This is a genomic window from Mesorhizobium sp. M1342, from assembly GCF_040317955.1.
Taxonomy (GTDB): domain Bacteria; phylum Pseudomonadota; class Alphaproteobacteria; order Rhizobiales; family Rhizobiaceae; genus Mesorhizobium.
In genome coordinates this window covers 58,345-81,954 of sequence record NZ_JAMYLI010000017.1, presented here as the reverse complement: position 1 = coordinate 81,954, position 23,610 = coordinate 58,345, and the positions used below count along the sequence as shown (strand labels likewise).

The 23,610-nt window shown below is 63.5% G+C and carries 22 protein-coding genes; 12 read left to right on the top strand and 10 right to left on the bottom strand.

Annotation, left to right across the window (positions count from 1 at the left end):
- Positions 1 to 59: 59 nt before the first annotated feature.
- The 3 genes from chrA to NKH06_RS18800 form a co-directional block, all read right to left on the bottom strand.
- On the bottom strand, positions 60 to 1,448 hold the full coding sequence (chrA, locus tag NKH06_RS18810; protein ID WP_352439703.1) for a chromate efflux transporter: 1,389 nt from the start codon (positions 1,446 to 1,448) through the stop codon (positions 60 to 62).
- A complete protein-coding gene (locus tag NKH06_RS18805) occupies positions 1,445 to 2,263 on the bottom strand; it encodes a chromate resistance protein ChrB domain-containing protein (protein WP_127290063.1) in 819 nt (272 codons plus the stop codon). The genes chrA and NKH06_RS18805 overlap by 4 nt, the downstream gene beginning before the upstream one ends.
- 250 nt (positions 2,264 to 2,513) lie before the next feature.
- Positions 2,514 to 4,319 carry an IlvD/Edd family dehydratase gene (locus NKH06_RS18800; RefSeq protein WP_352893662.1) on the bottom strand — a complete coding sequence of 602 codons (1,806 nt, stop codon included), beginning with the start codon at positions 4,317 to 4,319 and terminating at the stop codon, positions 2,514 to 2,516.
- A gap of 146 nt (positions 4,320 to 4,465) precedes the next feature.
- Here NKH06_RS18800 and NKH06_RS18795 point away from each other — a divergent pair, with 146 nt between their 5' ends.
- On the top strand, positions 4,466 to 4,915 hold the full coding sequence (locus NKH06_RS18795) for an SRPBCC family protein (protein ID WP_023811497.1): 450 nt from the start codon (positions 4,466 to 4,468) through the stop codon (positions 4,913 to 4,915).
- A gap of 15 nt (positions 4,916 to 4,930) precedes the next feature.
- Here NKH06_RS18795 and NKH06_RS18790 read toward each other — a convergent pair whose 3' ends face one another.
- Entirely contained in the window at positions 4,931 to 6,112 is a 1,182-nt protein-coding gene (locus NKH06_RS18790; protein WP_352439705.1) for an Mrp/NBP35 family ATP-binding protein, read from the bottom strand.
- A gap of 269 nt (positions 6,113 to 6,381) precedes the next feature.
- Between NKH06_RS18790 and NKH06_RS18785 the strand changes: the two genes are divergently transcribed.
- Complete coding sequence (locus NKH06_RS18785; RefSeq protein WP_352439706.1) at positions 6,382 to 6,759, top strand: VOC family protein; 378 nt, start codon at positions 6,382 to 6,384, stop codon at positions 6,757 to 6,759.
- A 3-nt stretch (positions 6,760 to 6,762) separates the two neighbouring features.
- Here the strand turns inward: NKH06_RS18785 and NKH06_RS18780 are convergent, their stop codons facing one another.
- A complete protein-coding gene (locus NKH06_RS18780; RefSeq protein WP_352439799.1) occupies positions 6,763 to 7,767 on the bottom strand; it encodes an inorganic phosphate transporter in 1,005 nt (334 codons plus the stop codon).
- 3 nt (positions 7,768 to 7,770) lie between these two features.
- Complete coding sequence (locus tag NKH06_RS18775) at positions 7,771 to 8,412, bottom strand: DUF47 family protein (protein WP_352439707.1); 642 nt, start codon at positions 8,410 to 8,412, stop codon at positions 7,771 to 7,773.
- Positions 8,413 to 8,563: 151 nt separating this feature from the next.
- Between NKH06_RS18775 and NKH06_RS18770 the strand changes: the two genes are divergently transcribed.
- The 10 genes from NKH06_RS18770 (at position 8,564) to NKH06_RS18725 (ending at position 18,809) form a co-directional block, all read left to right on the top strand.
- Positions 8,564 to 9,478: a LysR family transcriptional regulator gene (locus NKH06_RS18770; protein ID WP_352439708.1), complete on the top strand. Its 915-nt coding sequence runs from the start codon at positions 8,564 to 8,566 to the stop codon at positions 9,476 to 9,478.
- 176 nt (positions 9,479 to 9,654) lie between these two features.
- Positions 9,655 to 10,134, top strand: a complete 480-nt coding sequence (locus tag NKH06_RS18765; RefSeq protein WP_352439709.1) for a formate dehydrogenase subunit gamma — start codon at positions 9,655 to 9,657, stop codon at positions 10,132 to 10,134.
- A complete protein-coding gene (locus NKH06_RS18760) occupies positions 10,131 to 11,687 on the top strand; it encodes a formate dehydrogenase beta subunit (RefSeq protein WP_352751783.1) in 1,557 nt (518 codons plus the stop codon). Before NKH06_RS18765 ends, NKH06_RS18760 begins: the two co-directional genes overlap by 4 nt.
- Before the next feature lie 10 nt (positions 11,688 to 11,697).
- Positions 11,698 to 14,610, top strand: coding sequence for a formate dehydrogenase subunit alpha (fdhF, locus tag NKH06_RS18755; protein ID WP_352439711.1), 2,913 nt, complete (start codon positions 11,698 to 11,700; stop codon positions 14,608 to 14,610).
- Positions 14,611 to 14,612: 2 nt separating this feature from the next.
- Positions 14,613 to 15,443 (top strand): formate dehydrogenase accessory sulfurtransferase FdhD, encoded by an 831-nt coding sequence (fdhD, locus tag NKH06_RS18750; RefSeq protein ID WP_352439712.1) that lies wholly within the window; start codon positions 14,613 to 14,615, stop codon positions 15,441 to 15,443.
- Positions 15,433 to 15,744 carry a formate dehydrogenase subunit delta gene (locus NKH06_RS18745; protein WP_023811684.1) on the top strand — a complete coding sequence of 104 codons (312 nt, stop codon included), beginning with the start codon at positions 15,433 to 15,435 and terminating at the stop codon, positions 15,742 to 15,744. The genes fdhD and NKH06_RS18745 overlap by 11 nt, the downstream gene beginning before the upstream one ends.
- Positions 15,745 to 15,855: 111 nt before the next feature.
- Entirely contained in the window at positions 15,856 to 17,409 is a 1,554-nt protein-coding gene (locus NKH06_RS18740) for an alpha/beta fold hydrolase (protein ID WP_352439713.1), read from the top strand.
- A 110-nt stretch (positions 17,410 to 17,519) separates the two neighbouring features.
- Positions 17,520 to 17,999 carry a carboxymuconolactone decarboxylase family protein gene (locus NKH06_RS18735; protein WP_352439714.1) on the top strand — a complete coding sequence of 160 codons (480 nt, stop codon included), beginning with the start codon at positions 17,520 to 17,522 and terminating at the stop codon, positions 17,997 to 17,999.
- 77 nt (positions 18,000 to 18,076) lie between these two features.
- Complete coding sequence (locus tag NKH06_RS18730) at positions 18,077 to 18,439, top strand: nuclear transport factor 2 family protein (protein ID WP_023811681.1); 363 nt, start codon at positions 18,077 to 18,079, stop codon at positions 18,437 to 18,439.
- A 55-nt stretch (positions 18,440 to 18,494) separates the two neighbouring features.
- Positions 18,495 to 18,809: a hypothetical protein gene (locus tag NKH06_RS18725; protein ID WP_127290045.1), complete on the top strand. Its 315-nt coding sequence runs from the start codon at positions 18,495 to 18,497 to the stop codon at positions 18,807 to 18,809.
- A 124-nt stretch (positions 18,810 to 18,933) separates the two neighbouring features.
- On the opposite strand, the gene NKH06_RS18720 is transcribed toward NKH06_RS18725, so the two are convergent.
- The 4 genes from NKH06_RS18720 to NKH06_RS18705 all read right to left on the bottom strand — a co-directional run bounded on the left by NKH06_RS18720 (position 18,934) and on the right by NKH06_RS18705 (position 23,457).
- The gene (locus NKH06_RS18720; RefSeq protein ID WP_128304835.1) at positions 18,934 to 20,361 is read right to left on the bottom strand and encodes a gamma-aminobutyraldehyde dehydrogenase; all 1,428 of its coding nucleotides are present in this window, start codon (positions 20,359 to 20,361) and stop codon (positions 18,934 to 18,936) included.
- Between the two features lie 91 nt (positions 20,362 to 20,452).
- Complete coding sequence (locus tag NKH06_RS18715; protein WP_127320604.1) at positions 20,453 to 21,268, bottom strand: ABC transporter permease; 816 nt, start codon at positions 21,266 to 21,268, stop codon at positions 20,453 to 20,455.
- Positions 21,258 to 22,223: an ABC transporter permease gene (locus NKH06_RS18710; protein WP_023811677.1), complete on the bottom strand. Its 966-nt coding sequence runs from the start codon at positions 22,221 to 22,223 to the stop codon at positions 21,258 to 21,260. Before NKH06_RS18710 ends, NKH06_RS18715 begins: the two co-directional genes overlap by 11 nt.
- A gap of 223 nt (positions 22,224 to 22,446) precedes the next feature.
- Positions 22,447 to 23,457: an ABC transporter ATP-binding protein gene (locus NKH06_RS18705; RefSeq protein ID WP_352893658.1), complete on the bottom strand. Its 1,011-nt coding sequence runs from the start codon at positions 23,455 to 23,457 to the stop codon at positions 22,447 to 22,449.
- Positions 23,458 to 23,610 lie beyond the last annotated feature (153 nt).

Below are 23,610 nucleotides of genomic sequence, written 5' to 3'. Positions count from 1 at the left end.
TTTCCTTCCGTTCCAGCCCACTTAGGTGGTGGGCAAGCGAATTACAAAGGCGGTGCTATCTAACCAGCCGCCGCCAGCAAGACCCCTGCAAGGGCGGATAGCGCGAGTGTCGGCAGCATGCCGATCTTCAGCTTCAGGATGGCGATCATGGCGGCACCCGAAAGCAAGGCCGCACGCCAGTCGATCGACGAAAGCACCGGCACATTCATGCCAAGACCCGTCGCATGCACCTCACGGAAGATGACGTGCAAGCCAAACCATAGGGCCAGATTCATAATCACCCCGACAATTGCGGCGGTGATCGCGCCCAGTGCGGCCGACAGTGCTTTGTTGCCGCGCAACGCCTCGATGTAGGGCGCCCCGAGGAATATCCAGAAAAAGCAGGGCGTGAACGTCACCCACAGGGTGAGCAACGCCCCCAGCGATCCGGCAAGCAACGGGTCCAGCGAGCCGGAGTGGCGGAACGCGGCGATGAAGCCGACGAACTGCAGCACCAGGATGAGCGGCCCCGGCGTCGTTTCGGCAAGCCCAAGGCCATCAACCATTTCACCAGGGGCCAGCCAGCCGAAGGACTGGACGGCTGCCTGCGCGACATAGGCAAGCACCGCATAGGCGCCACCGAAGGTGACGACAGCCATGAGACTGAAGAACCGGCCTATCTCGGTCCAGACGCTTGCAGAGCCGGTGAACCACCAGATCAAAAGAACAGGCCCGAGCCAGAGCGGCAGCCAGATGGCGACGGTGCGCGGCGCATGCCATTTGGTCGGTTTGACATGGGCGAGTTCGCCGCGTTCGAACATCAGGTCGACCGCTCCCTTGAAGTCGGCAACATCGTCCTTGCCATGGGCCGAGCCGGAAAACAGGCCGGGAGCAATGCGATCCCCCAGCCATCCCGTCAGGCCGGCGAACAAGACGATGAGCGGAAACGGCACATTCAACGCATAGATGGCGATGAACGCCGCGACCGCGATCGACACCATGACCCGGTTCTTGAGGGCGCGCCGTCCGATCCGGATCACCGCCTCGATGACGATGGCAAGCACCGCCGCCTTCACCCCGAAAAACAGCGCCGCGACGAGTGGCATGTCGCCGTAGAGCATGTAAAGGCTGCTCAAGACGAGCATGACCAGCGCGCCCGGCACGACGAACAGGATGCCGGCGACAAGGCCGCCGATCGTCCTGTGCAGCAGCCAGCCGACATAGATGGCGAGTTGCTGGGCTTCCGGGCCAGGCAGCAACATGCAGTAGTTCAACGCATGCAGGAAGCGCTGTTCACCGATCCAGCGCCGGTCCTCGACCAGCTCCTTGTGCATCAGCGCGATCTGCCCGGCAGGTCCGCCGAAGCTGAGCAATCCGATCCTCGCCCAGACCTTCGTGGCTTCCGCGAAGGTCGGCGCAGCCGGCGGCTCGACGGCCACCGCCTTGTTGTCGGGGACAAGAATGGTCATGACGGCTTACCCGCAGCGGGCCAGTTGTGCGTTTCTTCGGTGGCGTCGCGACACCAGCGGAAGAACGCGTCGTAGAGCAGCATGCCTGCTTCCAGTTGTTCCAGATCGTCGCGGTACATACGCGACAGACCCAGCGAGGCAGCCAGAAAACCGGCCGCCTGGGGCACCAAGTCGAGGCTTGCGGTGTCGGCCGCGCGCACGATTACGGCGAGGCGATCGAGCGCCTCGGATTCCAACCCGAACTCCTCGATCATCGTGTCGAAGGTGCAGCGTTCGCCACGATGGCTCCAGAACACATTGTCGATGTCGAACGGCACGGCCTGAAAGCGGTCGGCAACAGCCAATACTTCAGCGGGCTCGACAAACAGGAACACCGCGTCGGGGTCGAGGAAACGCCGGATCAGCCATGGGCAAGCGATGCGGTCGACCTTCGGGCGCGATCGCGTCACCCAGACGGTGGCGCCCTTTTCATTGCGCGGCGGCATTTTGGCGGTGCGGACCAGAAGTCCCCCGGCATCGCGCCAGGCCTCAAACCCGCTTTCAAGGGATTCGGCTGATATCCCCTCATGGCGCAGCCATGCAACGACGCCTTGCGAGAGCTTTTGCCCCTTCTGGCATACGACGGCCACCGGCTTGCCGGCGAATGCGGCCGCCCAGGTCGAAACGGTTTTGAAATCGCGCCGGCACGAAGCCGGCAACAGGCGCGGGTCGGCGTCGAAATCGTCATCGATGCGAACATCGATAATGACAGGCGCGCCCGGCAGACCGATGAGCCGGGACAGTTGCGATACAGTGATAGCGGTTGTTGACGGCATGGCGTCCACCTCCTGGAAGAGAAGCTTGGACGCGAACGTTGGGCTGACGCCTCACGGGGTCGTCGCGATGCACCCCTTGTCATGATGGTGGATTTGTTGGGCGCGCTTGTCAAGGACGGTGACCGTTCTCGACCTACCCGGCAACACGCTGACCGGAAAACCGACGGCGGCTTGATTTGATCAAGCCGCCATCCGTCGATCCAGAATCAATGATTGTCCCCGGAGCAATCAGTGATTGTCCCCGGAGCAATCAGTGATTGTCTCTGGGGACACCGCTGGTGTGCGCGACATCCTGGTATTTCACCGCCGGCTTCAGCACCATTCCCTCCGAGAACTGCGCGACCATGCCGCGCTGGATCTCCTGCCAGGGCGTCTGGTGCTTGGGATAGTGGAAGCCGCCATTGTTCTGCAACTCGGCGCGGCGCCGGGTGATCTCGTCGTCGGTGACGAGGATGTCGGCCGTGCCCTTGCGCAAGTCGATGCGGACCCGGTCGCCCGTCTTGAGCAGCGCCAGTCCGCCGCCGATCGCGGCTTCCGGCGAGGCGTTGAGGATCGACGGCGAACCCGACGTGCCCGACTGGCGGCCGTCACCGATGCAAGCGAGCGCGTGGATGCCCTTCTTGATGAGATAGGCCGGCGGCTGCATGTTGACGACCTCGGCACCGCCGGGATAGCCGACCGGGCCGGCGCCGCGCATGAACAGGATGGTGTGTTCGTCGATGCCTTGCGCCGGGTCGTCGATGCGGGCGTGGTAATCCTCCGGCCCATCGAAAACCATGGCGTTGCCTTCGAAAGCCTCGGGATCCTTGGGGTTGGAGAGATAGCGTTCGCGGAATTCCGGCGAGATGCCGCTGGTCTTCATGATCGCCGAATCGAACAGATTGCCCCGAAGATTGATGAAGCCGGCATTGGCCTTCAGCGGCTTGGCGACAGAGCGGATGACGTCGGGATTTTCGTTGGCGACGCCCTCGCTATTCTCACCGATCGACTTGCCGTTGACGGTGCGCGCGCCGGGATGCGGCAACAGCCCGCCCTTCATCAGTTCGGCGATGACCGCCGGCACGCCGCCGGCATGGTGGTAGTCCTCGCCAAGGTATTCGCCCGTCGGCTGCAAATTGACCAGTAGCGGCACATTGAGGCCGACCGTCTGCCAGTCGTTATTGTCGAGCTTGACTCCGAGGTGGCGCGCGATGGCGTTGAGATGGATCGGCGCGTTGGTCGAGCCGCCAATGGCCGAATTGACGACGATAGCGTTCTCGAAAGCTTCTCTCGTCATGATGTCGGACGGCTTCAGATCCTCATGCACCATCTCGACGATGCGCTTTCCGGTCTCATAGGAAATCTGGCCGCGCTCGCGGTAGGGCGCGGGAATCGCGGCCGAGCCCGGCAACTGCATGCCAAGCGCTTCGGCCAGCGAGTTCATCGTGGTGGCGGTGCCCATGGTGTTGCAATAACCGGTGGACGGCGCCGACGAGGCGACGATGTCCATGAACTCGTCATAATCGATCTCGCCGGCCGACAGGCGCTGGCGCGATTCCCAGACGATGGTGCCGGAGCCGGTGCGCTTGCCCTTGTGCCAGCCATTGAGCATCGGCCCGACCGACAGCGCGATCGCCGGGATGTTGACGGTGGCCGCCGCCATCAGCAGCGCCGGCGTCGTCTTGTCGCAACCGATGGTGAGCACGACGCCATCGAGCGGATAGCCGTAGAGCACTTCGACAAGGCTGAGATAGGCAAGGTTGCGGTCAAGTGCCGCGGTGGGGCGCTTGCCGGTCTCCTGGATCGGATGGCAGGGGAATTCGAAAGGAATGCCGCCCATCGAGACGATGCCTTCGCGCACACGCTTGGCGAGTTCGATATGGTGACGGTTGCAAGGCGACAGATCCGAGCCGGTCTGTGCGATGCCGATCAGCGGCTTGCCGGACATCAGTTCGGCGCGCGTCAGGCCGTAATTGAGATAGCGCTCGAGATAGAGCGCCGTCATGCCCGGATTGTCGGGATTGTCGAACCACTCCTGCGAGCGAAATTTTTTCTTGTGGGTGGGGGCGCCTGCCATCATGGTCTCCGTATTTGTAAGACAAATCGATATGGCAACGCGCGGGAGCAGGCAAGAGGGCGTGCGGTCGCAACCGGACTTTGGTGCGATAGACACGCACCAAGCCGTGCGTTACGGGTTCCGACAGTCTTGTCCGGGAGGTTTTCATGGCTTTGGTGATCGAAGGCGAGGAGCGCATTGCCGCACCGCTGCAAAAAGTGTGGGAAGCGCTGAACGATCCCGAGGTCTTGAAGGCGACCATTCCCGGCTGCCAGAGCCTGGAGATGAAGTCGCCGACCGAGATGGCGGCAACCGTGGTGGTGAAGATCGGACCGATCAAGGCGACATTCAACGGCGAAGTGACGCTGAAGAACCTGAAGCCGCCGCACTCCTACACCATCCAGGGCGAAGGCAAGGGCGGCATTGCCGGCTTCGCCAAGGGTGGCGCCGACGTGACGCTGACGGCAGATGGACCTGACGCCACGGTATTGAACTACGCGGCCAAGGCCGATGTCGGCGGCAAGATCGCCCAGCTCGGCAGCCGCCTGATCGAATCGACCTCGAAGAAACTGGCCGGACAGTTTTTTTCGTCGTTCGGCGAAAAGGTCGGCGGCTGAGCCCTCAAGCGGGCATCACTCGAACACAATACTCGGCACCGCCGCTGCCGCCGCGCCACGCTCTTCATTGACCCGGTCCCAGACCTTCGAAGCGATGTCGCGATAGATTTTCGCCTCGGCGCCGTCGGGCTTCGAGACGACAACCGGCGTGCCGGCATCCGAGCTTTCGCGAATGCCCATCTCGAGCGGCACTTCGCCAAGGAAGGTGACGCCGAGACGCTCGGCCTCGCGGCGCGCGCCGCCATGACCGAAGATATCGTAGCGCTTGCCGGTGTCCGGGGCGATGAAATAGCTCATGTTCTCGACGATGCCGAGCAACGGCACGTCGACCTTCTTGAACATGTTGAGGCCTTTTCGCGCGTCGATCAGGGCCAGATCCTGGGGCGTCGAGACGATGACAGCGCCGGCCAGCGGCACCTGCTGGGCCATGGTCAGTTGCGCGTCGCCGGTACCGGGCGGCATGTCGACGACGAGCACGTCGAGACGGCCCCATTCGACCTCGCGCAGCATCTGCGTCAGCGCCGACATCACCATCGGGCCGCGCCAGATCATCGGCGTTTCCTCGTCGACGAGGAAACCCATCGACATCACCTTCAGGCCGTAATTCTCCATCGGTTTCAAGATCTTGCCGTCGACGGTCTGCGGCCGTCCGTGGATGTTGAGCAGCCTGGGCATGGACGGTCCGTAGATGTCGGCATCCAGCACGCCGACGCGCAGGCCGTTGGCGGCGAGGCCGAGCGCGATATTGACGGCAGTGGTCGACTTGCCGACGCCGCCCTTGCCGGACGCAACCGCGATGATTGCCTCGATACCGGGCACGCCACGCTTGCCCGAACTGTGCGAGGCGGGCGCGTGCGGAGCCGCACGCGGCGCGGCGGCAGCGGGCGCAGCCGGCGGAACGGGCCTCGGTGCGGGGCGCGACGGAACCGGCGCCTCCATGCCGCCGCCCTTCTTTTCGGCCGTCAGCGCGACGACCGCGCCGGCGATCCCGGGGATTGCCTTGACGACACGCTCGGCGGCGGCGCGCAGCGGCTCCATTTCCTGGGCACGAGCGGCGGGAACGGTAATCGAGAAGAAGACCTTCCCGTCGGCGATGAAAATCTCCGAAACCATGCCGAGGTCGACGATGTTGCCGGTGAAATCCGGCCCGTTGACCGTCTTCAGACGCTCGGTGACAATTTCCTTGGTGACGGACATGGCAGTTTTTCCTTACGCAGCTTGCGCCTGAGATGCAGCTTGCACCTGAGATAATGCAGTTTCCGGACAGAACCAAGCCGTGGAGCAATGGCTGTCTTGGCGTGCCTGAAAAAGCGGCGGGTCCTGTCGGATTTCATCCGCTCCAAACGTCTTCCAGATAATCGAGCGCCGATGCGGCCAACAATCAGGTCAAGCGACAGTCGTCAAACGATCGCGGCGACCTATTTCGGTGACCAGCACGCGACCGACAATCAGAGAAGGAGGCGATCATGCTCGCAAACAGCAACGCAACGGCAAATCTGGCGGTAAGCGACCTGGCAAAGGCCAAGGCTTTCTACGAGGGAACGCTTGGCCTGCAACAGGTGCACGATGAGGGCGGCGAACTGATCGTCTACAAAAGTGGCGATACCACCCTCAACGTCTATCATTCCCAATTTGCCGGAACCAACAAGGCGACAGCGGTGACCTGGATGGTTGGCGACGAGATCGGCAACATCGTCAAGGAGCTGAAGTCGAAGGGCGTCGCCTTCGAGCACTATCAGATGCCGGGCTTGACGCTGGAGGGCGATATCCACGTCGGTTACGGAATGAAGGTCGCCTGGTTCAAGGATCCAGACGGCAACATCCTGAACCTTGTGGACAGGTAGATGTCACCTCGCCAGGCCAACCGCGAGGTAGGTGAGCGCCGAAATCAAAGCGGTGGCCGGCAAGGTGACGATCCAGGCAATGACGATGTTGCCGGCAATGCCCCAGCGCACGGCCGAGACGCGGCGGGCGGCGCCGACGCCGATGATGGCGCCGGTGATGGTGTGCGTGGTCGATACGGGAACGCCGAGCCAGGTCGCGGCAAACAGCGTGATCGCCCCACCGGTCTCGGCGCAAAAGCCCTGCATCGGGTTCAGCCGGGTGATCTTCGAGCCCATGGTGTGGACGATGCGCCAGCCGCCGAACAACGTACCGAGCGCCAGCGCCGTCTGACAGGTGAGCACGACCCACAGCGGCACGTAGAATTCTTCGCCGAGCATGCCTTGCGAATAGAGCAGCACGGCGATGATGCCCATGGTTTTCTGGGCGTCGTTGCCGCCGTGCCCGAGCGAATAGAGCGAGGCGGAAAAGAACTGCATGACGCGAAAGGTGCTGTCGACCGCAAACGGCGTCTGGCGCACGAAGAGCCAGGAAACGGCAAGGATCAGGACAAGAGCCAGGACAAAGCCGGTCGCCGGCGACACGACGATTGCCGCAACCGTCTTGCCAAGCCCTGTCCAGACGATGGCGCCCACGCCTGCCTTTGCCACACCGGCGCCGACCAGGCCGCCGATCAGCGCGTGCGAGCTGCTCGAAGGGATGCCGGCGATCCAGGTGACGATGTTCCAGACGATGGCGCCGACGAGGGCTGCAAAGATCACCGCCGGGGTGACGATGCTGACGTCGACGATACCCTTGCCCACTGTCTCGGCGACGTGGAGGCCGAAGAACATGAAGGCGATGAAGTTGAAGAAAGCCGCCCACAATACCGCGTATTGTGGCCGCAGCACGCGGGTGGAAACGATGGTGGCGATGGAATTGGCGGCATCGTGCAGGCCATTGAGAAAGTCGAAGAACAGCGCAACGCCGACGAGGCCGACCAGTACCGGAAAGGCGATGGTTGCTTCCATCACCTAGACATTCTCAATGACGATGCCGCTGATCTCGTTGGCGACGTCCTCGAAGCGGTCGACCACCTTTTCCAGTTGGCCATAAATCTCTGAGCCGATCATGTAGGCCATCGGATCGCTGCTGCCGTGCTTCCTGAAGAGATCCTTCAGCCCTTGCTCGTGCAGGTCGTCGGCCCGGCTTTCGACGCGCATGACCTCCTCGGCGATGGCGTTGAGGCGCACAGTATGCGTCGCGACCTTGTTGAGCAGCGGGATCGCCTCAGCCACAAGCTTGGCGGCGGCGACGATGACGCCACCCATTTCCTGCATCAGCGGATCGAACTCCTTGCGCTCGAACAGCTTCACCGTCTTGACCGTCTTGTGCATCATGTCGATGGCATCATCCATCGACTGGATCAGGTCCTTGATGTCGCCGCGATCGAAAGGCGTGATGAAGGAGCGCCGCACCGCCAGCAGGACTTCCGCGGTGATGTGGTCGGCCTCATCTTCGAGATCGATGATTTTCTGGCACCAGAGGTCGATATCCCTGCCCTGGAGAAGCTGCTCCAGCGCCTCGGCGCCGCCGACCACGGTGCGCGAATGTCGTTCGAACAGTTCGAAGAAGCGATCTTCGCGCGGCAAAAGCTTGCGGAACCAGCCCAGCATGGTCGATCTCCCAGTTTCATCCACATAGCGCCGCATTGCGCCGCGGGAAACAGGTAGCCGGCTTAAAGGTGTGGATGCCGGGCATTTGTGCGTGGTGCTTGCGGTAGAGCACAATTTCCCCGACCTTGCAGCGAACGACCGGAAAGATCGCATGATCGACAAGCTGGAATTCTTCATCGCGCTCGCCAGGGAGGAGCATTTCGGCCGGGCGGCGGAGGTATGCGGCGTCACCCAACCGACGCTCTCGGCCGGCATCAAGCAGTTGGAAGGCCAGCTTGGCGTCATGCTGGTTCTGCGCGGCTCACGCTTCCAGGGGCTGACGCCGGAGGGAAAACAGGTGCTGGTGTGGGCACGCCGCATCGTCGGCGACACCAGAACCATGCGCGAGGAAATGCGCGCAGCGCGCCACGGACTTTCGGGCCGTATCCGCATCGCCGCCATCCCGACGGCGCTCGCCATGCTGCCGCGGCTGACGACGCCGTTTCGCGAAAAGCATCCCGGCGTCACCTTTTCGGTGCTGTCGCGGACCTCGATCGAGGTGCTGTCGCTGCTCGGCAATTTCGACATCGATGCCGGGATCACCTATCTCGACAACGAGCCGCTGGGGCGGGTGACCAGCGTGCCGCTCTATGACGAGCGCTACCAACTGATCACCGCGATGGGGAATCCCTATTCCGACCGCGACAAAGTGACATGGGCGGAGCTCTCGAGCCTGCCGCTGTGTCTGTTGACGCCGGACATGCAGAACCGCCGCATCATCGATCAGCATCTGGCCGAAGCCGGCGTGCAGGTGCGACCGACGCTGGAATCCAATTCGATGATCGTGCTGTTTTCGCACATCCGCACCGGCAAATGGTCGTCGATCATGCCGCTCAACCTTGCGGAAACATTCGGCTTTGCCGAGCCGATCCGGGCCATTCCGATCATCGAGCCAGATGCCAGCCACACGGTCGGCCTGGTGGCGACACCGCGCGAACCGCACACACCTTTGGTCTCGGCGCTGCTGGACGAGGCAATGGCGCTGGCGGACGATTTCCATGCCAACCGTTCCGCTAGACAGGGTTAGTCAAACGGAACGATAGAAAATTTCTATCGTACAACGAAACCGCTTTATTGATTTCAGAGGTTTTCTCTGATTTCTTAAGCACTTAGCGATAAAGCGGCACGCGCATGTCGTTGTTCCAAAACAGCTTGATGCTTTTGGCCGATATGCATGGGTCGCTACTATAGGGAGGGCGCTGCATGACAATGCAGCCTGCAAGTACCGAGATTACGTCGCGCACGGCCGCGATCATCCAGGAGATGAAGGGCCTCGAAGGCCCATTGCTGCCGATCCTTCACGGCATCCAGGAAGAGTTCGGCCATGTGCCCAAGGATGCGCTGCCGGTCATCGCCGAGGCGCTGAACATTTCCAGGGCCGAGGTGTACGGCGTCGTCAGCTTTTATCACGATTACCGCAGCCACCCGGCAGGCCGCCATGTGCTGAAGCTCTGCCAGGCGGAATCCTGCCAGTCGATGGGTTCGGACGCCATCGCCGCCAAGCTGAAGCAATTGCTGGGCATCGGCTTCCATGAGACGACCCGCGACGGTTCGGTGACGCTGGAGCCGGTCTATTGTCTGGGCCTGTGCGCCTGTTCGCCCGCCGCAATGCTGGATGGCGAGGTGATCGGGCGGCTCGATGACGAGAAGCTCGACGAGATCGTTGCAGAGGTGCGCTCATGATCCCGCGTATCTACATTCCAGGCGATTCCGGTGCGCTGGCGCTGGGCGCCGAAAAGGTCGCCAAGGCGATCGCCGGCGAACTCGCCGAGCGCGGCATCGAAGCCAAGATCGTGCGTAACGGTTCGCGCGGCGCCTATTTCCTCGAGCCTATGGTCGAAGTCGCGACAGCCAATGGCCGCGTCGCCTATGGGCCGGTCAAACCATCCGACGTCAAAGGCCTGTTCGACGGCGGCTTTCTCACCGGCGGCCACCACAAACGCTGGCTGGGCACGCCGGACAAGATCCCCTTCCTGGCCAAGCAGACGCGGCTGACCTTCGCGCGCTGCGGCGTCACGGATCCGCTTTCGCTCGAATCCTACAAGAAGCATGGCGGGTTGAACGGACTGACGAACGCGCTGGCGCTGACGCCTGCCGCCATCGTCGCCCAGGTTACCGAGTCGGGCCTGCGCGGGCGCGGCGGCGCCGGCTTCCCGACCGGCATCAAGTGGAAAACGGTGCTCGATGCCGCAGGCGACCGCAAATACATCGTCTGCAACGCCGACGAAGGCGATTCGGGCACCTTCGCCGATCGCATGATCATGGAGGGCGATCCCTTCGTGCTGATCGAAGGCATGACGATCGCCGGTATAGCCACGGGCGCGACGAAGGGCTTCGTCTATGTCCGCTCGGAATATCCGCATGCGGTGGCGATGATGAACAAGGCCGTCGAGATCGCCCGCAAGGCTGGCGTTCTTGGCGCCAGCGTGCTGGGCTCACCCTACGCTTTCGACATGGAGATCCGGGTCGGCGCCGGCGCCTATGTCTGCGGCGAGGAGACGGCGCTGCTCGATTCGCTCGAGGGCAAGCGCGGCATGGTTCGGGCAAAGCCACCGCTGCCGGCTCACAAAGGGCTGTTCGGCAAGCCGACGGTGATCAACAACGTCATCTCGCTGGCCTCCGTGCCTGTCATCATGGACAAGGGTGCGGCCTACTACAAGGATTTCGGCATGGGCCGCTCGCGCGGCACGATCCCGATCCAGATCGCCGGCAACGTCAAATATGCCGGTCTGTTCGAAGCCGCTTTCGGCATGACGCTGGGCGAGATCGTCGACGAGATCGGCGGCGGCACGGCCACGGGGCGCCCCGTCAAGGCCGTGCAGGTCGGCGGGCCGCTCGGCGCCTATTTCCCGCGCGCGCTGTTCGACACGCCATTCGATTATGAAGCCTTCGCCGCCAAGGACGGGCTGATCGGCCATGCCGGCATCGTGGTGTTCGACGACACCGCCGACATGCTGAAACAGGCGCGCTTCGCCATGGAGTTCTGCGCCATCGAAAGCTGTGGCAAATGCACGCCCTGCCGCATCGGCTCGACGCGCGGGGTTGAGACCATCGACAGAATAGTTGCGGGCATTGAGCCGGAGAAGAACCTCGCTCTGGTCACCGATCTCTGCAACACGATGAAGTTTGGTTCGCTCTGCGCGCTGGGCGGCTTCACGCCCTATCCCGTGATGAGCTCGATCACCCATTTCCCCGACGACTTCAAGCCAGCGCCCGTGCGCGTGGCTGCCGAATAGGAGCTGGCAGATGAACATCAAGGCCGACTTCCCCTCCCTCGTCGAAGAGATCGACTACGGAACCCCCCAATCGAAGGCGCAGAAGCAGGTCACGCTGAACGTCGACGGGCGCAGCATCACCGTGCCGGAAGGCACCTCGATCATGCGTGCGGCCATGGAGGGCGGGGTCGAGATCCCGAAGCTTTGCGCCACCGACATGCTGGACTCCTTCGGGTCGTGCCGTGTCTGCCTTGTCGAGATCGAAGGACGTGGCGGCACGCCGGCGTCCTGCACGACGCCCGTCGGCGAAGGCATGATCGTGCGCACGCAGACCGAGCGGCTCGACGCCATTCGCCGAGGCGTCATGGAACTCTACGTCTCCGACCATCCGACCGGCTGGAACGAACAGGCCGGAACCGGCGCCAGCGAGTTCGATGCAGTGGCGAAGTCGATCGGCCTGATCGAGAACCGCTACGGCATCGAAGGTCGCAACCACGTCAAGCCGGAAGGTGGCGTGGCGCCCGGCCATGGCTCGCTGGCGGTCGACTACATCGCCCGCGACGAGTCCAACCCCTATTTCACCTATGATGCCTCGCAATGCATCGTCTGCTCGCGCTGCGTGCGGGCCTGCGAAGAGGTGCAGGGCACCTTCGCGCTGACCATCGAGGGACGAGGCTTCGAATCCCGGGTTTCGGCGGGGATGCACGAGGCGTTCATCGATTCGGAATGCGTGTCCTGCGGCGCCTGCGTCCAGGCCTGTCCAACCGATGCGCTGCGTGAGAAGACGGTGCTTGCCAAGGGCCTGCCGGAGCGCTCCGCCGTCACCACCTGTGCCTATTGCGGCGTCGGCTGCTCATTCAAGGCCGAGGTGAAGGGTGACGAAGTCGTTCGCATGATGCCCTATAAGGAGGGCAAGGCGAACCACGGCCATTCCTGCGTCAAGGGCCGTTTCGCCTATGGCTATGCCACCCACAAGGACCGCGTCCTGTCGCCGATGATCCGGGAAAAGGTCACCGACCCGTGGCGCGAGGTGAGTTGGGAAGAGGCGATCGCCCATACGGCCAAGGAATTCCGCCGCATCCAGTACCAGTATGGACGCACCTCGATCGGCGGCATAACCTCCTCGCGCTGCACCAATGAGGAAACTTACCTAGTCCAGAAGATGGTGCGGCAAGGTTTCCGCAACAACAATGTCGACACCTGCGCACGAGTCTGCCATTCGCCGACGGGCTACGGGCTCGGCCAGACCTATGGCACCTCGGCCGGCACGCAGGATTTCGATTCCGTCGACTTCACCGACGTCGCCGTCATCATCGGCGCCAACCCGGCTTCCGCTCACCCGGTGTTCGCCTCGCGGCTGAAGAAGCGGCTGCGCCAGGGCGCCAAGCTGATCGTGCTCGATCCGCGCCGCACCGAGATGGTCAAGTCGGCCCATATCGAAGCGGATTACCACCTGCCGCTGAAGCCCGGCACCAATGTGGCCGTGCTGACGGCGCTGGCGCATGTGATCGTCACCGAGGGCCTGTTCGACGAAGCCTTCATCCGCGAACGCTGCGACTGGACGGAGTTCCAGGATTGGGCATCGTTCGTCGCCTTGCCGGAAAACAGCCCCGAAACCGTCGGCAAATTGTCCGGCGTCGATCCCGAACTGATCCGGGGGGCCGCCCGCCTCTACGCCACCGGCGGCAACGGTGCGATCTATTACGGCCTCGGCGTGACGGAACACAGCCAGGGTTCGACCACTGTGATGGCAATCGCCAATCTCGCCATGGCCACCGGCAATATCGGCCGGCCCGGCGTCGGCGTGAACCCGCTGCGCGGCCAGAACAACGTGCAGGGCTCCTGCGACATGGGCTCCTTCCCGCACGAACTGCCCGGCTACCGCCACATCTCCGGCGAAGCCGTGCGCGATATCTATGAGACCTTGTGGGGCGTGAAGCTGGACGACGAACCCGGCCTGCGCATCCCCAACATGCTGGACGCCGCCGTCGACGGCAGCTTCAAGGGCATCTACATCCAGGGCGAAGACATTCTGCAGTCCGATCCCGACACCAAGCATGTCGCCGCCGGCCTTGCCGCGATGGAATGCGTCGTCGTGCACGACCTGTTCCTCAACGAGACCGCAAACTATGCGCATGTCTTCCTGCCGGGCTCGACTTTCCTGGAGAAGGACGGCACCTTCACCAACGCCGAGCGCCGCATCAATATGGTGCGCAAGGTTCTTGAGCCGAAGGCGCGCTACGCCGATTGGGAGGCGACGCAGGAGCTTGCCCGCGCGATCGGGCTGGACTGGAACTATCAGCATCCCTCGGAGATCATGGACGAGATCGCGATGACGACGCCGAGCTTTGCCGGCGTCTCCTTCGAGTTGCTCGACCGCGTAGGATCCGTGCAATGGCCCTGCAACGAGAAGGCGCCGCTCGGCACCCCGATCATGCACATCGATGCGTTCGTGCGCGGCAAGGGCAAGTTCATCCGGACCGAATATGTGGCGACGGACGAAAGGACGGGGCCGCGCTTCCCGCTGCTGCTCACCACCGGCCGCATCCTGTCGCAGTACAATGTCGGCGCGCAGACCAGGCGCACCGACAACAGCATGTGGCACTCGGAGGACCGGCTAGAGATCCACCCGCACGATGCCGAGAACCGCGGCTTGCGCGACGGCGACTGGGTCCGGCTGACGAGCCGCTCGGGCGAAACGACGCTGCGCGCGCTGATCACCGACCGGGTGTCGCCCGGTGTGGTCTACACGACGTTCCATCATCCGGACACGCAGGCCAACGTCATCACCACCGACTTCTCCGACTGGGCGACGAACTGTCCGGAATACAAGGTGACGGCGGTGCAGGTCGGCGCCTCCAACGGACCGTCGGAATGGCAGCGCGACTATGACGAGCAGGCCAAGCAGAGCCGGCGCATCGCGTCTTTGCAGGCGGCGGAGTAGTCTTGAGCGCGCGCCGCAAAGCCACGACGCAGGTATCGCGGCTGGCGCACCGCGCGGTTGGGACGACGGCTGCCGACCGGATGGTGCCGGAAGAGACGCCGGTGGCGTTCTCCTTCGCCGGCACCACCCATGCGGTGATGATGGCAAGCCCGGCCGATTTCGAGGATTTCGCGCTTGGCTTCTCGCTGACCGAGGGCATTGTTGCTGCGCCGGAGGAGATCGAAGCCATCGAGGTCGAGGATCATGGCGCCGGCATCGATATCCAGATCCGGCTGAAGGATCGAGCCAATACACGTTTCGAGGCGCGACGTAGACGACTGGCTGGCCCGGTCGGCTGCGGGCTCTGCGGCATCGAGTCGATTGAGGAGGCGATGCGCTCGGTCGACGCGGTTGGTGCTTCAAAGCTTACGCTTGATGCCGACGACATTGTCCGTTCGGTCAAGCTTCTGTCGAAAGTGCAGCCGCTGCATACCGAGACCGGAGCCGTGCACGCCGCCGGCTTCTATGTACCTGGCAAGGGCATCGTCATGGCGCGCGAAGATGTCGGCCGTCACAATGCGCTCGACAAGCTGGCCGGCGCGCTGGCCAAAGCCGGCATCGATGGCGCATCCGGTGCTGTCGTGGTGACATCCAGGGTTTCGGTTGAAATGGTGCAGAAGACGGCTTCTATCGGCTCGGCCTTCATCATCGCCGTCTCGGCGCCGACCGCACTTGCCATCCGCACGGCGCAAGAGGCTGGCATGACGCTGGTGGCGCTGGTTCGCGGCGAGGATTTTGATATTTTCACCCACCCCGACCGGGTGGTTTGCGGAGTTGCCCAGCATGTCGCATGACGAAGAACACATTATGAGCACCGCCGAGAAGCTGGTGCGCATGGCAAACCAGATCGCCGATTTCTTCCATTCCAAGCCGCGCGAGGAAGGCATTGCCGGCGTCGCCGAGCACATCAACAAGTTCTGGGAGCCGAGGATGCGGCGGCAGTTCTTCGAAATGCTGGACGACGGCACCGGGAACTTCAACGAGTTGGTGGTGGCCGCCTCCGCCAGGATCAGGCGGCCGATCACGCCGGCTGCGGCCGACCTCAAACTCGGACTCGAGCCCTCCCCTGCCGACGTCGCCGCCTCGCAGGAATAGTCGCCAAGCCGCGCCTGCTTATATTCGCCATCGCTAAAGTTTAGCTGCCGCAATCTGCGCTGTTCTGCTATGGTTTGACGACCAGAATCGTCAGGCCGGGGTGGAAATCTCGTGAGGCCGATCGAGACGCGATACGCCCGTAGCGGCGATGTGCGGATCGCCTATCAGGTGGTCGGGCAGGGATCGTTCGATCTCGTCTTCGTGCCGGGCTTCATTTCGAACCTCGACCTGCACTGGGAAGACGAGGGCTATACCAGGCTCTTGAAGCGGCTTTCGGCATTCTCGCGGCTGATCCTGTTCGACAAACGCGGCACCGGCCTGTCCGACCGCGTCGACGCGCATAACCTGCCCAGTCTCGAAACGCGGATGGACGATGTGCGCGCGGTTATGGACGCCGCCGGCAGCGGCCGTGCAGCGCTGCTCGGCTCCTCCGAAGGCGCGCCGATGGCGATGCTGTTCGCCGCCACCTATCCGGAGCGGACGCGAGCCCTGGCGCTCTATGGCGGCTATGCGCATTTCCACAAATGGGTGATGTCGCGCGAACGCCTCGACGCTTTCATCGAGATGGCGGAGACAGCCTGGGGCACCGGCGCCACGCTGCCCCATTTCGCGCCGAGCCGGGTCGACGACGCGCATTTCGCCCAGTGGTGGGCACGTTTCGACCGATTATCGGCGAGCCCGACGGCGGCGGCGGCGCTGGCGCGCATGAACGCCGACGTCGACATCCGCCATATCCTGAGCGTGATCAGCGCGCCGACGCTTGTGATACATCGCCGCAACGATGCGCGGGTCGATCCCGATGCCAGCCGCTTCCTTGCACAGAAGATCCCCGGTGCCCGGCTCGTCGAGATTCCCGGACGCGACCATCCGATCTGGACCGGCGATGTCGAAGGGGTGGCCGACCTGATAGAGGAATTCCTGACCGGCGAGCGCGCCGTGGGCGAAGTGGACCGCGTGCTGGCGGCAGTTCTGGTGACACGTATCTACGACACGGCTCGGCTCGGCGACCGCATGTGGAGCGAACGCAGCCAGCGCTTCCAGGAAACCTGGCGGCTGCTGGTCGGGCGCCATGGCGGGCGTTCGGCGGGCCTGCATGGCGAGTTGATGATTTCGCGCTTCGACGGCCCGGCACGCGCCATACGCTGCGCGGCGGCGCTGCGCGAGGCGGCGCAGGAAATCGGCGTGGCAAGCGCGCAAGGGGCGCATGTCGGCGAGATCGAAGTGCGCGGTCCGCCCGTCGGGATGACGGCGCGGGTGGCGATGCAACTGGCCGCCCATGCCGGGCGCGGCGACATTATCGCGTCGCGTCTGATCGCCGACCTGGCGGCTGGGTCGGGCCTGCATTTCACCGACGCCGGGCGCGTCAGCGTCGACGAGTTGGAGGAGCCGCTGGCGCTGGTCCATGCGACGTCCGAACAACATCTGGAACCCGCCGGCCGGCCCAAACCCAAGGCTGCCGAGCCGGCCGCATTGACGGCGCGCGAAAGCCAGGTGGTGAGCCTCGTCGCCGATGGCAAGAGCAATGCCGCGATCGCCGCCGAATTGAGGCTGAGCGAACATACGGTCAAGCGCCATGTCGCCAACATACTGCTCAAGCTGGACCTGCCGTCGCGGGCGGCGGCGGCGGCGTTCTCAGTCAGGCACCCTGGCCCGCACGGGCCATGAGAGCCATGGCGCTTTCGGGGGAAGCGGCCAAAGGCGGGTAAGCGGTATCAGTGTTCTCCATGCAGGCCAGGCGGATGTCGCCGGAAAAGGTGCTGCGAACGGAGGAGGAAATGCTGAAGTCGAACCGGACACTCAAATTGCTTGTGATCGCTGCAAGCGTGGGCGCGCTGTTCGCCATCGCTCCGGCAAAGGCCGAGGACGCGTCCGCGGCGGCGACCTACAAGGACATTGAGGCGACGCTCGGCTCGGTGCCGGACATGTTCAAGACGTTGCCGGATGTGGCCGTCGCCGGCGCCTGGGCCGAGATCAAGGGCGTGCAGCTCAACCCGAAGACGGCGCTTGACGGCAAGACCAAGGAACTGCTGGGCCTCGCCGTCGCGGCGCAGATCCCGTGCCAGTATTGCATCTATTTCCACACCGAGGCGGCCAGGCTCAACGGCGCCAGCGACGAGGAGATCAAGGAGGCGGTGGCGATGTCCGCGATCGTGCGCCACTGGTCGACGATGCTCAACGGCAGCCAGGTCGATCTGACGACCTTCAAGAAGCAGGCCGACGACGTGTTCGCGGCCGTCAAGGCGAAGTCGCAGTAAAAACCACTGCCTGGCGACAAGCGCCGGGCAGCACTTCGACCATCAACCGCCCGGAAGACGGGCCAATGGAGGATGAAATGCTGACCAAGACCCAAACAGTGGATGGCGCGGCGATCAAGAAGGCCATCGAGACCCGTGACGGCAAGATGCTGTCGAGCTTCTATGCCGATGACGCGCTGGTGCGGGTGATCGACCGCAACAACCCGCCGAGCAAGCCGCGCGAGATCCGCGGACGCGCCGCGATCACCACATTCTGGGACGACATCTGCAGCCGCGCGATGACCCACAAGGTCGATACCACCATCGCCGACGGCGACAGTCTCGCCTTCACCCAGGCCTGCGCCTATCCGGACGGCACCAAGGTGTTCTGCGCGGCGATGCTGGAGCTGAAGGACGGGCGGATCGCAAGGCAGACCGTCGTGCAGGCCTGGGACGAGTAGACCAACAGCCGGTGGATCAATCGCAGCCTGGGCCGCAAACCTGGAGGAGAAGACGATGTTCAGCGCCAGATGGCAGATCGACGCCAAGTTCGGGCACAAGCAGACCGTGCTCGACCTGTTGAAGAAATGGGAACGCGAGATCGGCTCGCAGGTCGGCCTCGCCGAGCTGGAGTTCCAGATCATGACCGGTTCTATCGGCGCGCGGGAGGCGACCGTCGAGTCCCATCACCAGGTCGAAAGCCTGGCCCAGTTGGAGGCGTTCTTCGCCAAGATCGGCAAGATCGACGCGCACGCGAAATGGGGCAAGGAGATCGAGCCCTATGTCGTGTCGGGCACCAGCCTATGGAATATTTATCGCGTTGTGGAGTAGCGACTCTTCTCCCCGTAAAACGGGGAGAAGAGAAAATAGCCACGCCCGGCCCTTCGCAGGCGCAGGGCGTTCGAAGCTCGAAAAGCCAAGCAATTGGCTTTTCGTTTGCTACGCGGACCACTTCTCAACCATGCGCCACCATCACATGCCGCACGGCGGTGTAGTCCTCCAGCGCATAGAGCGACATATCCTTGCCGTAGCCGGACTGCTTCAGCCCGCCATGCGGCATCTCGTTGGTCAGCATGAAGTGGGTGTTGATCCATGTGCAGCCATATTGCAGGCGGGCGGCCGTCGCCATGGCGCGCGAGACATCCTTGGTCCATACCGAGGACGCCAGGCCGTAGTCGCTGTCATTGGCCCAGTTCACCGCCTCGTCGACCTCCGAAAAACGAGTAACCGAGACGACCGGGCCGAACACTTCGCGGCGGACGATCTCGTCTTCCTGCAGCGCGCCGGCGACGACGGTCGGCTGGTAGTAGAAGCCGGAACCCTCGCCCGGCTTGCCGCCGGTGGTGATCTCGATGTGGTTCAGTTCCGAGGCGCGCTCGACGAAGCTGGAGACGCGGTCGCGCTGGCGGCGGGAGATGAGCGGGCCGATCTCGTTTTCAGTGTCGTCGGGACGATTGTACTTGATGGTCGAGACGGCCGAGGAGAGATCGGCGACGAGCTTGTCATAGATCTTCCTGCCGGCGTAGATGCGGCAGGCGGCGGTGCAGTCCTGGCCGGCATTGTAATAGCCGAAGGCGCGCAGCCCGTTGACCACGGCGCCAAGATCGGCGTCGTCGAAGACGATGACCGGCGCCTTGCCGCCGAGTTCGAGATGCGTGCGCTTGACCGACTTGGCAGCTGCCTGCAGCACCTTCTTGCCGGTGGCGACATCGCCGGTGATCGAGATCATGTTGACCTTGGGATGGTTGATCAGCGTGTTGCCGACGCTGTCGCCGCGGCCGAGCACGACATTGACCACGCCTTCGGGCAAGATGTCCGCAAGGATTTTCGCCAGCTTCAGCGCCGTCAGCGGTGTCTGCTCGGACGGTTTGAAGACGACGGTGTTGCCGCCGGCGATCGCCGGCGCCAGCTTCCAGGCCATCATCATCAGCGGATAGTTCCACGGCGCGATGGAAGCGACGATGCCGATGGCGTCGCGGCGGACCATCGAAGTATGGCCGGGAATGTATTCGCCGGCGACGACGCCCGGCATCGAACGGACGGCTCCGGCGAAGAAGCGGTAGCAGTCGACGATCGCCGGGATTTCGTCATTGAGCACGGCGTTGATCGGCTTGCCGCAATTGAGCGCCTCGAGCGTGGCGAATTCCTTGGCATCGGCCTCGATGCGGTCGGCGATCTTCAGCAAATAGCCGGAGCGCTGCGCCGGCGTGGTGCGCGACCACAAGACGAACGCTTGTTCGGCGGCAGTGATCGCCGCCTCAATCTGTGCCTGGCTGGCCTCGGGCAGGCTGAGGATGGTCGCCCCGGTCTTTGGATTGAGGATCGGCTCCTCGGTTTCGGTGCCCTTCTCGAATTTCGAGCCGATCAGCATCTGGGTGTCCATAAGGTTTCTCCCTTAACAGGAGCGAATAGGGAGTAGCGAGTAGGGTTTGACCGCCGAAATTCCCTATTCGCTACTCGCTATTCGCTGTTTTTCATTTCCCGCTTCCGGCGATCTGGTCGCCGTCGCGGGTGAGGTAATAGGCGGCAAGGATCGGCAGCAGCGTCACCAGCATGACGACCATGGCGACGACATTGGTGACCGGGCGCTGGCGCGGGCGGATCAGCTCTTCCAGCATCCAGATCGGCAGCGTCTGCTGCTGTCCGGCGGTGAAGGTGGTGACGATGACCTCGTCGAAGGACAGCGCGAAGGCCAGCATGCCGCCGGCAAGCAGTGCCGTGGCGATGTTGGGCAGCACGACATGACGGAAGGTCTGGAAACCGTCGGCGCCGAGATCCATCGATGCCTCGATCATCGATCCGGAGGTGCGGCGGAAACGGGCGACGGCGTTGTTGTAGACGACAACGACGCAGAAGGTGGCGTGGCCAAGCACGATCGTCCAGAACGAGAACGGGATATCTGCCAGCGAAAAGGCCGAGCGCAGCGCGATGCCGGTGATGATGCCGGGCAGCGCGATCGGCAGGATGACCAGCAGCGAGATGGTTTCGCGGCCGAAGAATTTTGTCCGCGACACCGCCGCCGAACAGAGCGTCCCGAGGACCAAAGCAATCGCAGTCGAGATCGAGGCAACCCTGACCGATAGCGACAGCGCCTGCCAGACATCCGGCCGGTTCCAGGTCACGGCGAACCATTGCGTCGTCAGCCCTGGCGGCGGCCAGACAAAACTCTTCTCCTCGGTGGTGAAGGCATAGACGAAGATCAGCAGGATCGGCAGATGCAGGAACAGCAGGCCGCAGGCGGCGGCGATCTTCAGGCCGAGCGGCGCCGACTGGGAACCATCAGAGCGCATCGAAGGCCCCCATGCGCTTGGCGCCCCAGAGATAGAAGCCCATGATGACGATCGGCACCACGGTGAAGGCGGCGGCGAGCGGGATGTTGCCGGCGGTGCCTTGCTGCGAATAGACGGCTTGGCCGATGAACAGCCGCGAGGTGCCGATGATCTGCGGAATGATATAGTCGCCGAGCGTCAGCGAGAAGGTGAAGATCGAACCGGCGACGATGCCCGGCAGCGCCAGCGGGAACAGCACGTTGCGGAAGGTCTGGCCGGGCGAAGCGCCCAAATCGGACGAGGCCTCGACGAGATTGCCGGGCACGCGCTCGAGCGCCGCCTGTACCGGCAGGATCATGAACGGTAGCCAGACATAGACGAAGACGATGAAGGTGCCGGTGAACGATACCGACAGCGAATTGCCGCCGACGATCGGCAGCGACAGCCAGGCGTCGAGCACCCACAACAAATGCAGCTTGGCGAGGAGCCAGGTGAGGATGCCTTCCTTGGCCAGGATGAGCTTCCAGGCGTAGATCTTGACCAGATAGCTCGACCACAGCGGCAGCATGATGCCGAGATAGAACAAGGCCTTCCAGCGACCGCGCGCATAGCGCGCCGCGTAGTAGGCGATGGGGAAAGCGATGACGGCCGAGGCCAGCGTGACCAGAGCCGCCATCGTCACCGTGCGCAGGATGATATCGAGATTGGCGGCCTGAAACAGGTCACCATAGGTCTTGAGCGTGAACTCACGGTTGATGAGACCGGAAAACTCGTCGATGGAGAAAAAGCTCTGCGCCAGGAGCGCAAACAGCGAGCCGATATAGACGATGCCCAGCCAAAGCACCGGCGGCAGCAGCATGAGCAACAGCAGGACCTTCGGCTTGCGCCAGAAAAGGTCCGACAGCGCGCCACGCAGGCCGCCGCTGCCCGGCAGGATGGCGGGCGCGGGATTGGAGCTGAGCGCGGCGGTCGTCATGATGGAGCTCTGTACTCATGGAGGATGTATGAGAGGCCGAGATCCTTCACACCCCCCTCTGTCCTGCCGGACATCTCCCCCGCAAGGGGGGAGATCAGCAGCTTGTCCGCCTCACCGGCTCTGCAGCGTTGGAAGCTGGCGAAGCCAGTGGTAACAGCCAATCTCCCCCCTTGCGGGGGAGATGTCCGGCAGGACAGAGGGGGGTGCAATGCGCAAACCTTCATCATGCCGGCTCGTCCATCAGATGCAGGTGCTCGCGGTTGAAAGTCAGCACGACCGCCTCGCCTTCCCCAGGCAAGGCCGTGCCGGCCGGCATGATGGCGTGCAGTCGAAGGCCGTCGGCGTCGAGCGCCAGTTTTGTCGTGGCGCCGAGATAGTTGGTCGAGACGAGGCGGGCGGACACGCCTTCACCACTTGTGCCCCCGCTGGCCGCGCGGCCGACGCGAATGGATTCAGGGCGGAGACTCCCCCAGCGATGCTGGCCGGAATAACGCTGGACGAAATCCGGTGGCAGTACATTCGATGAGCCGACAAAATCGGCAACAAAACGCGTCTTCGGCCGCTGGTAGATATCCTCCGGCGTGCCGATCTGCATGATCTTGCCGTCGTTGAAAACGGCGACGCGGTCGGCCATCGACAGTGCTTCGCCCTGGTCGTGGGTGACGAAGACGAAGGTGATGCCGAGCGCCTTCTGCAGCGACTTCAGCTCCTCCTGCATGTTCTCGCGCAATTTGAGGTCGAGCGCGCCGAGCGGCTCGTCGAGCAGCAGCACCTTTGGCTGGTTGACCAGCGCACGGGCGAGCGCGACGCGCTGGCGCTGGCCGCCGGAAAGCTGGCCGGGGCGGCGGGCGCCATAGCCGGGCAGCCGCACCAGTGACAGCGCCTCTTCCGCCGCCTTGTGCCGCTGAGCCTTGCCGACGCCCTTGACCATCAGCCCGTAGGCGACGTTGTCGAGCACGTTCAGATGCGGGAACAGCGCATAGTCCTGAAACACGGTGTTGACGTTGCGGCGATAGGGCGGAACGCCCTCGGCGCGTTCGCCGAAGATCGAGATCGAGCCCGATGTCGGCTGCTCGAAGCCGGCGATGAGGCGCAGGCAAGTGGTCTTGCCGGAACCGGACGGCCCGAGCATGGCGAAGAATTCCCCCGGCGCGATATCGAGATCGACCGCGTCGACGGCGCGCACGCTGCCGAAATGGCGCGAGGCTTTCTGGAAGGAGACGGCGGAGGTCATGGGCTGTCAGTCCGTTGCCGGTTTGGTGTGCTGATGTCGCGCGACGTCCTACCTCCCCCCTTATGGAGAGGTCGCGGCGAAGCCGCGGGTGGGGGTGCCTCGAAAAACGCCGAGCCGACCCCACCCCGACGCTATGCGTCGACCCTCCCCACG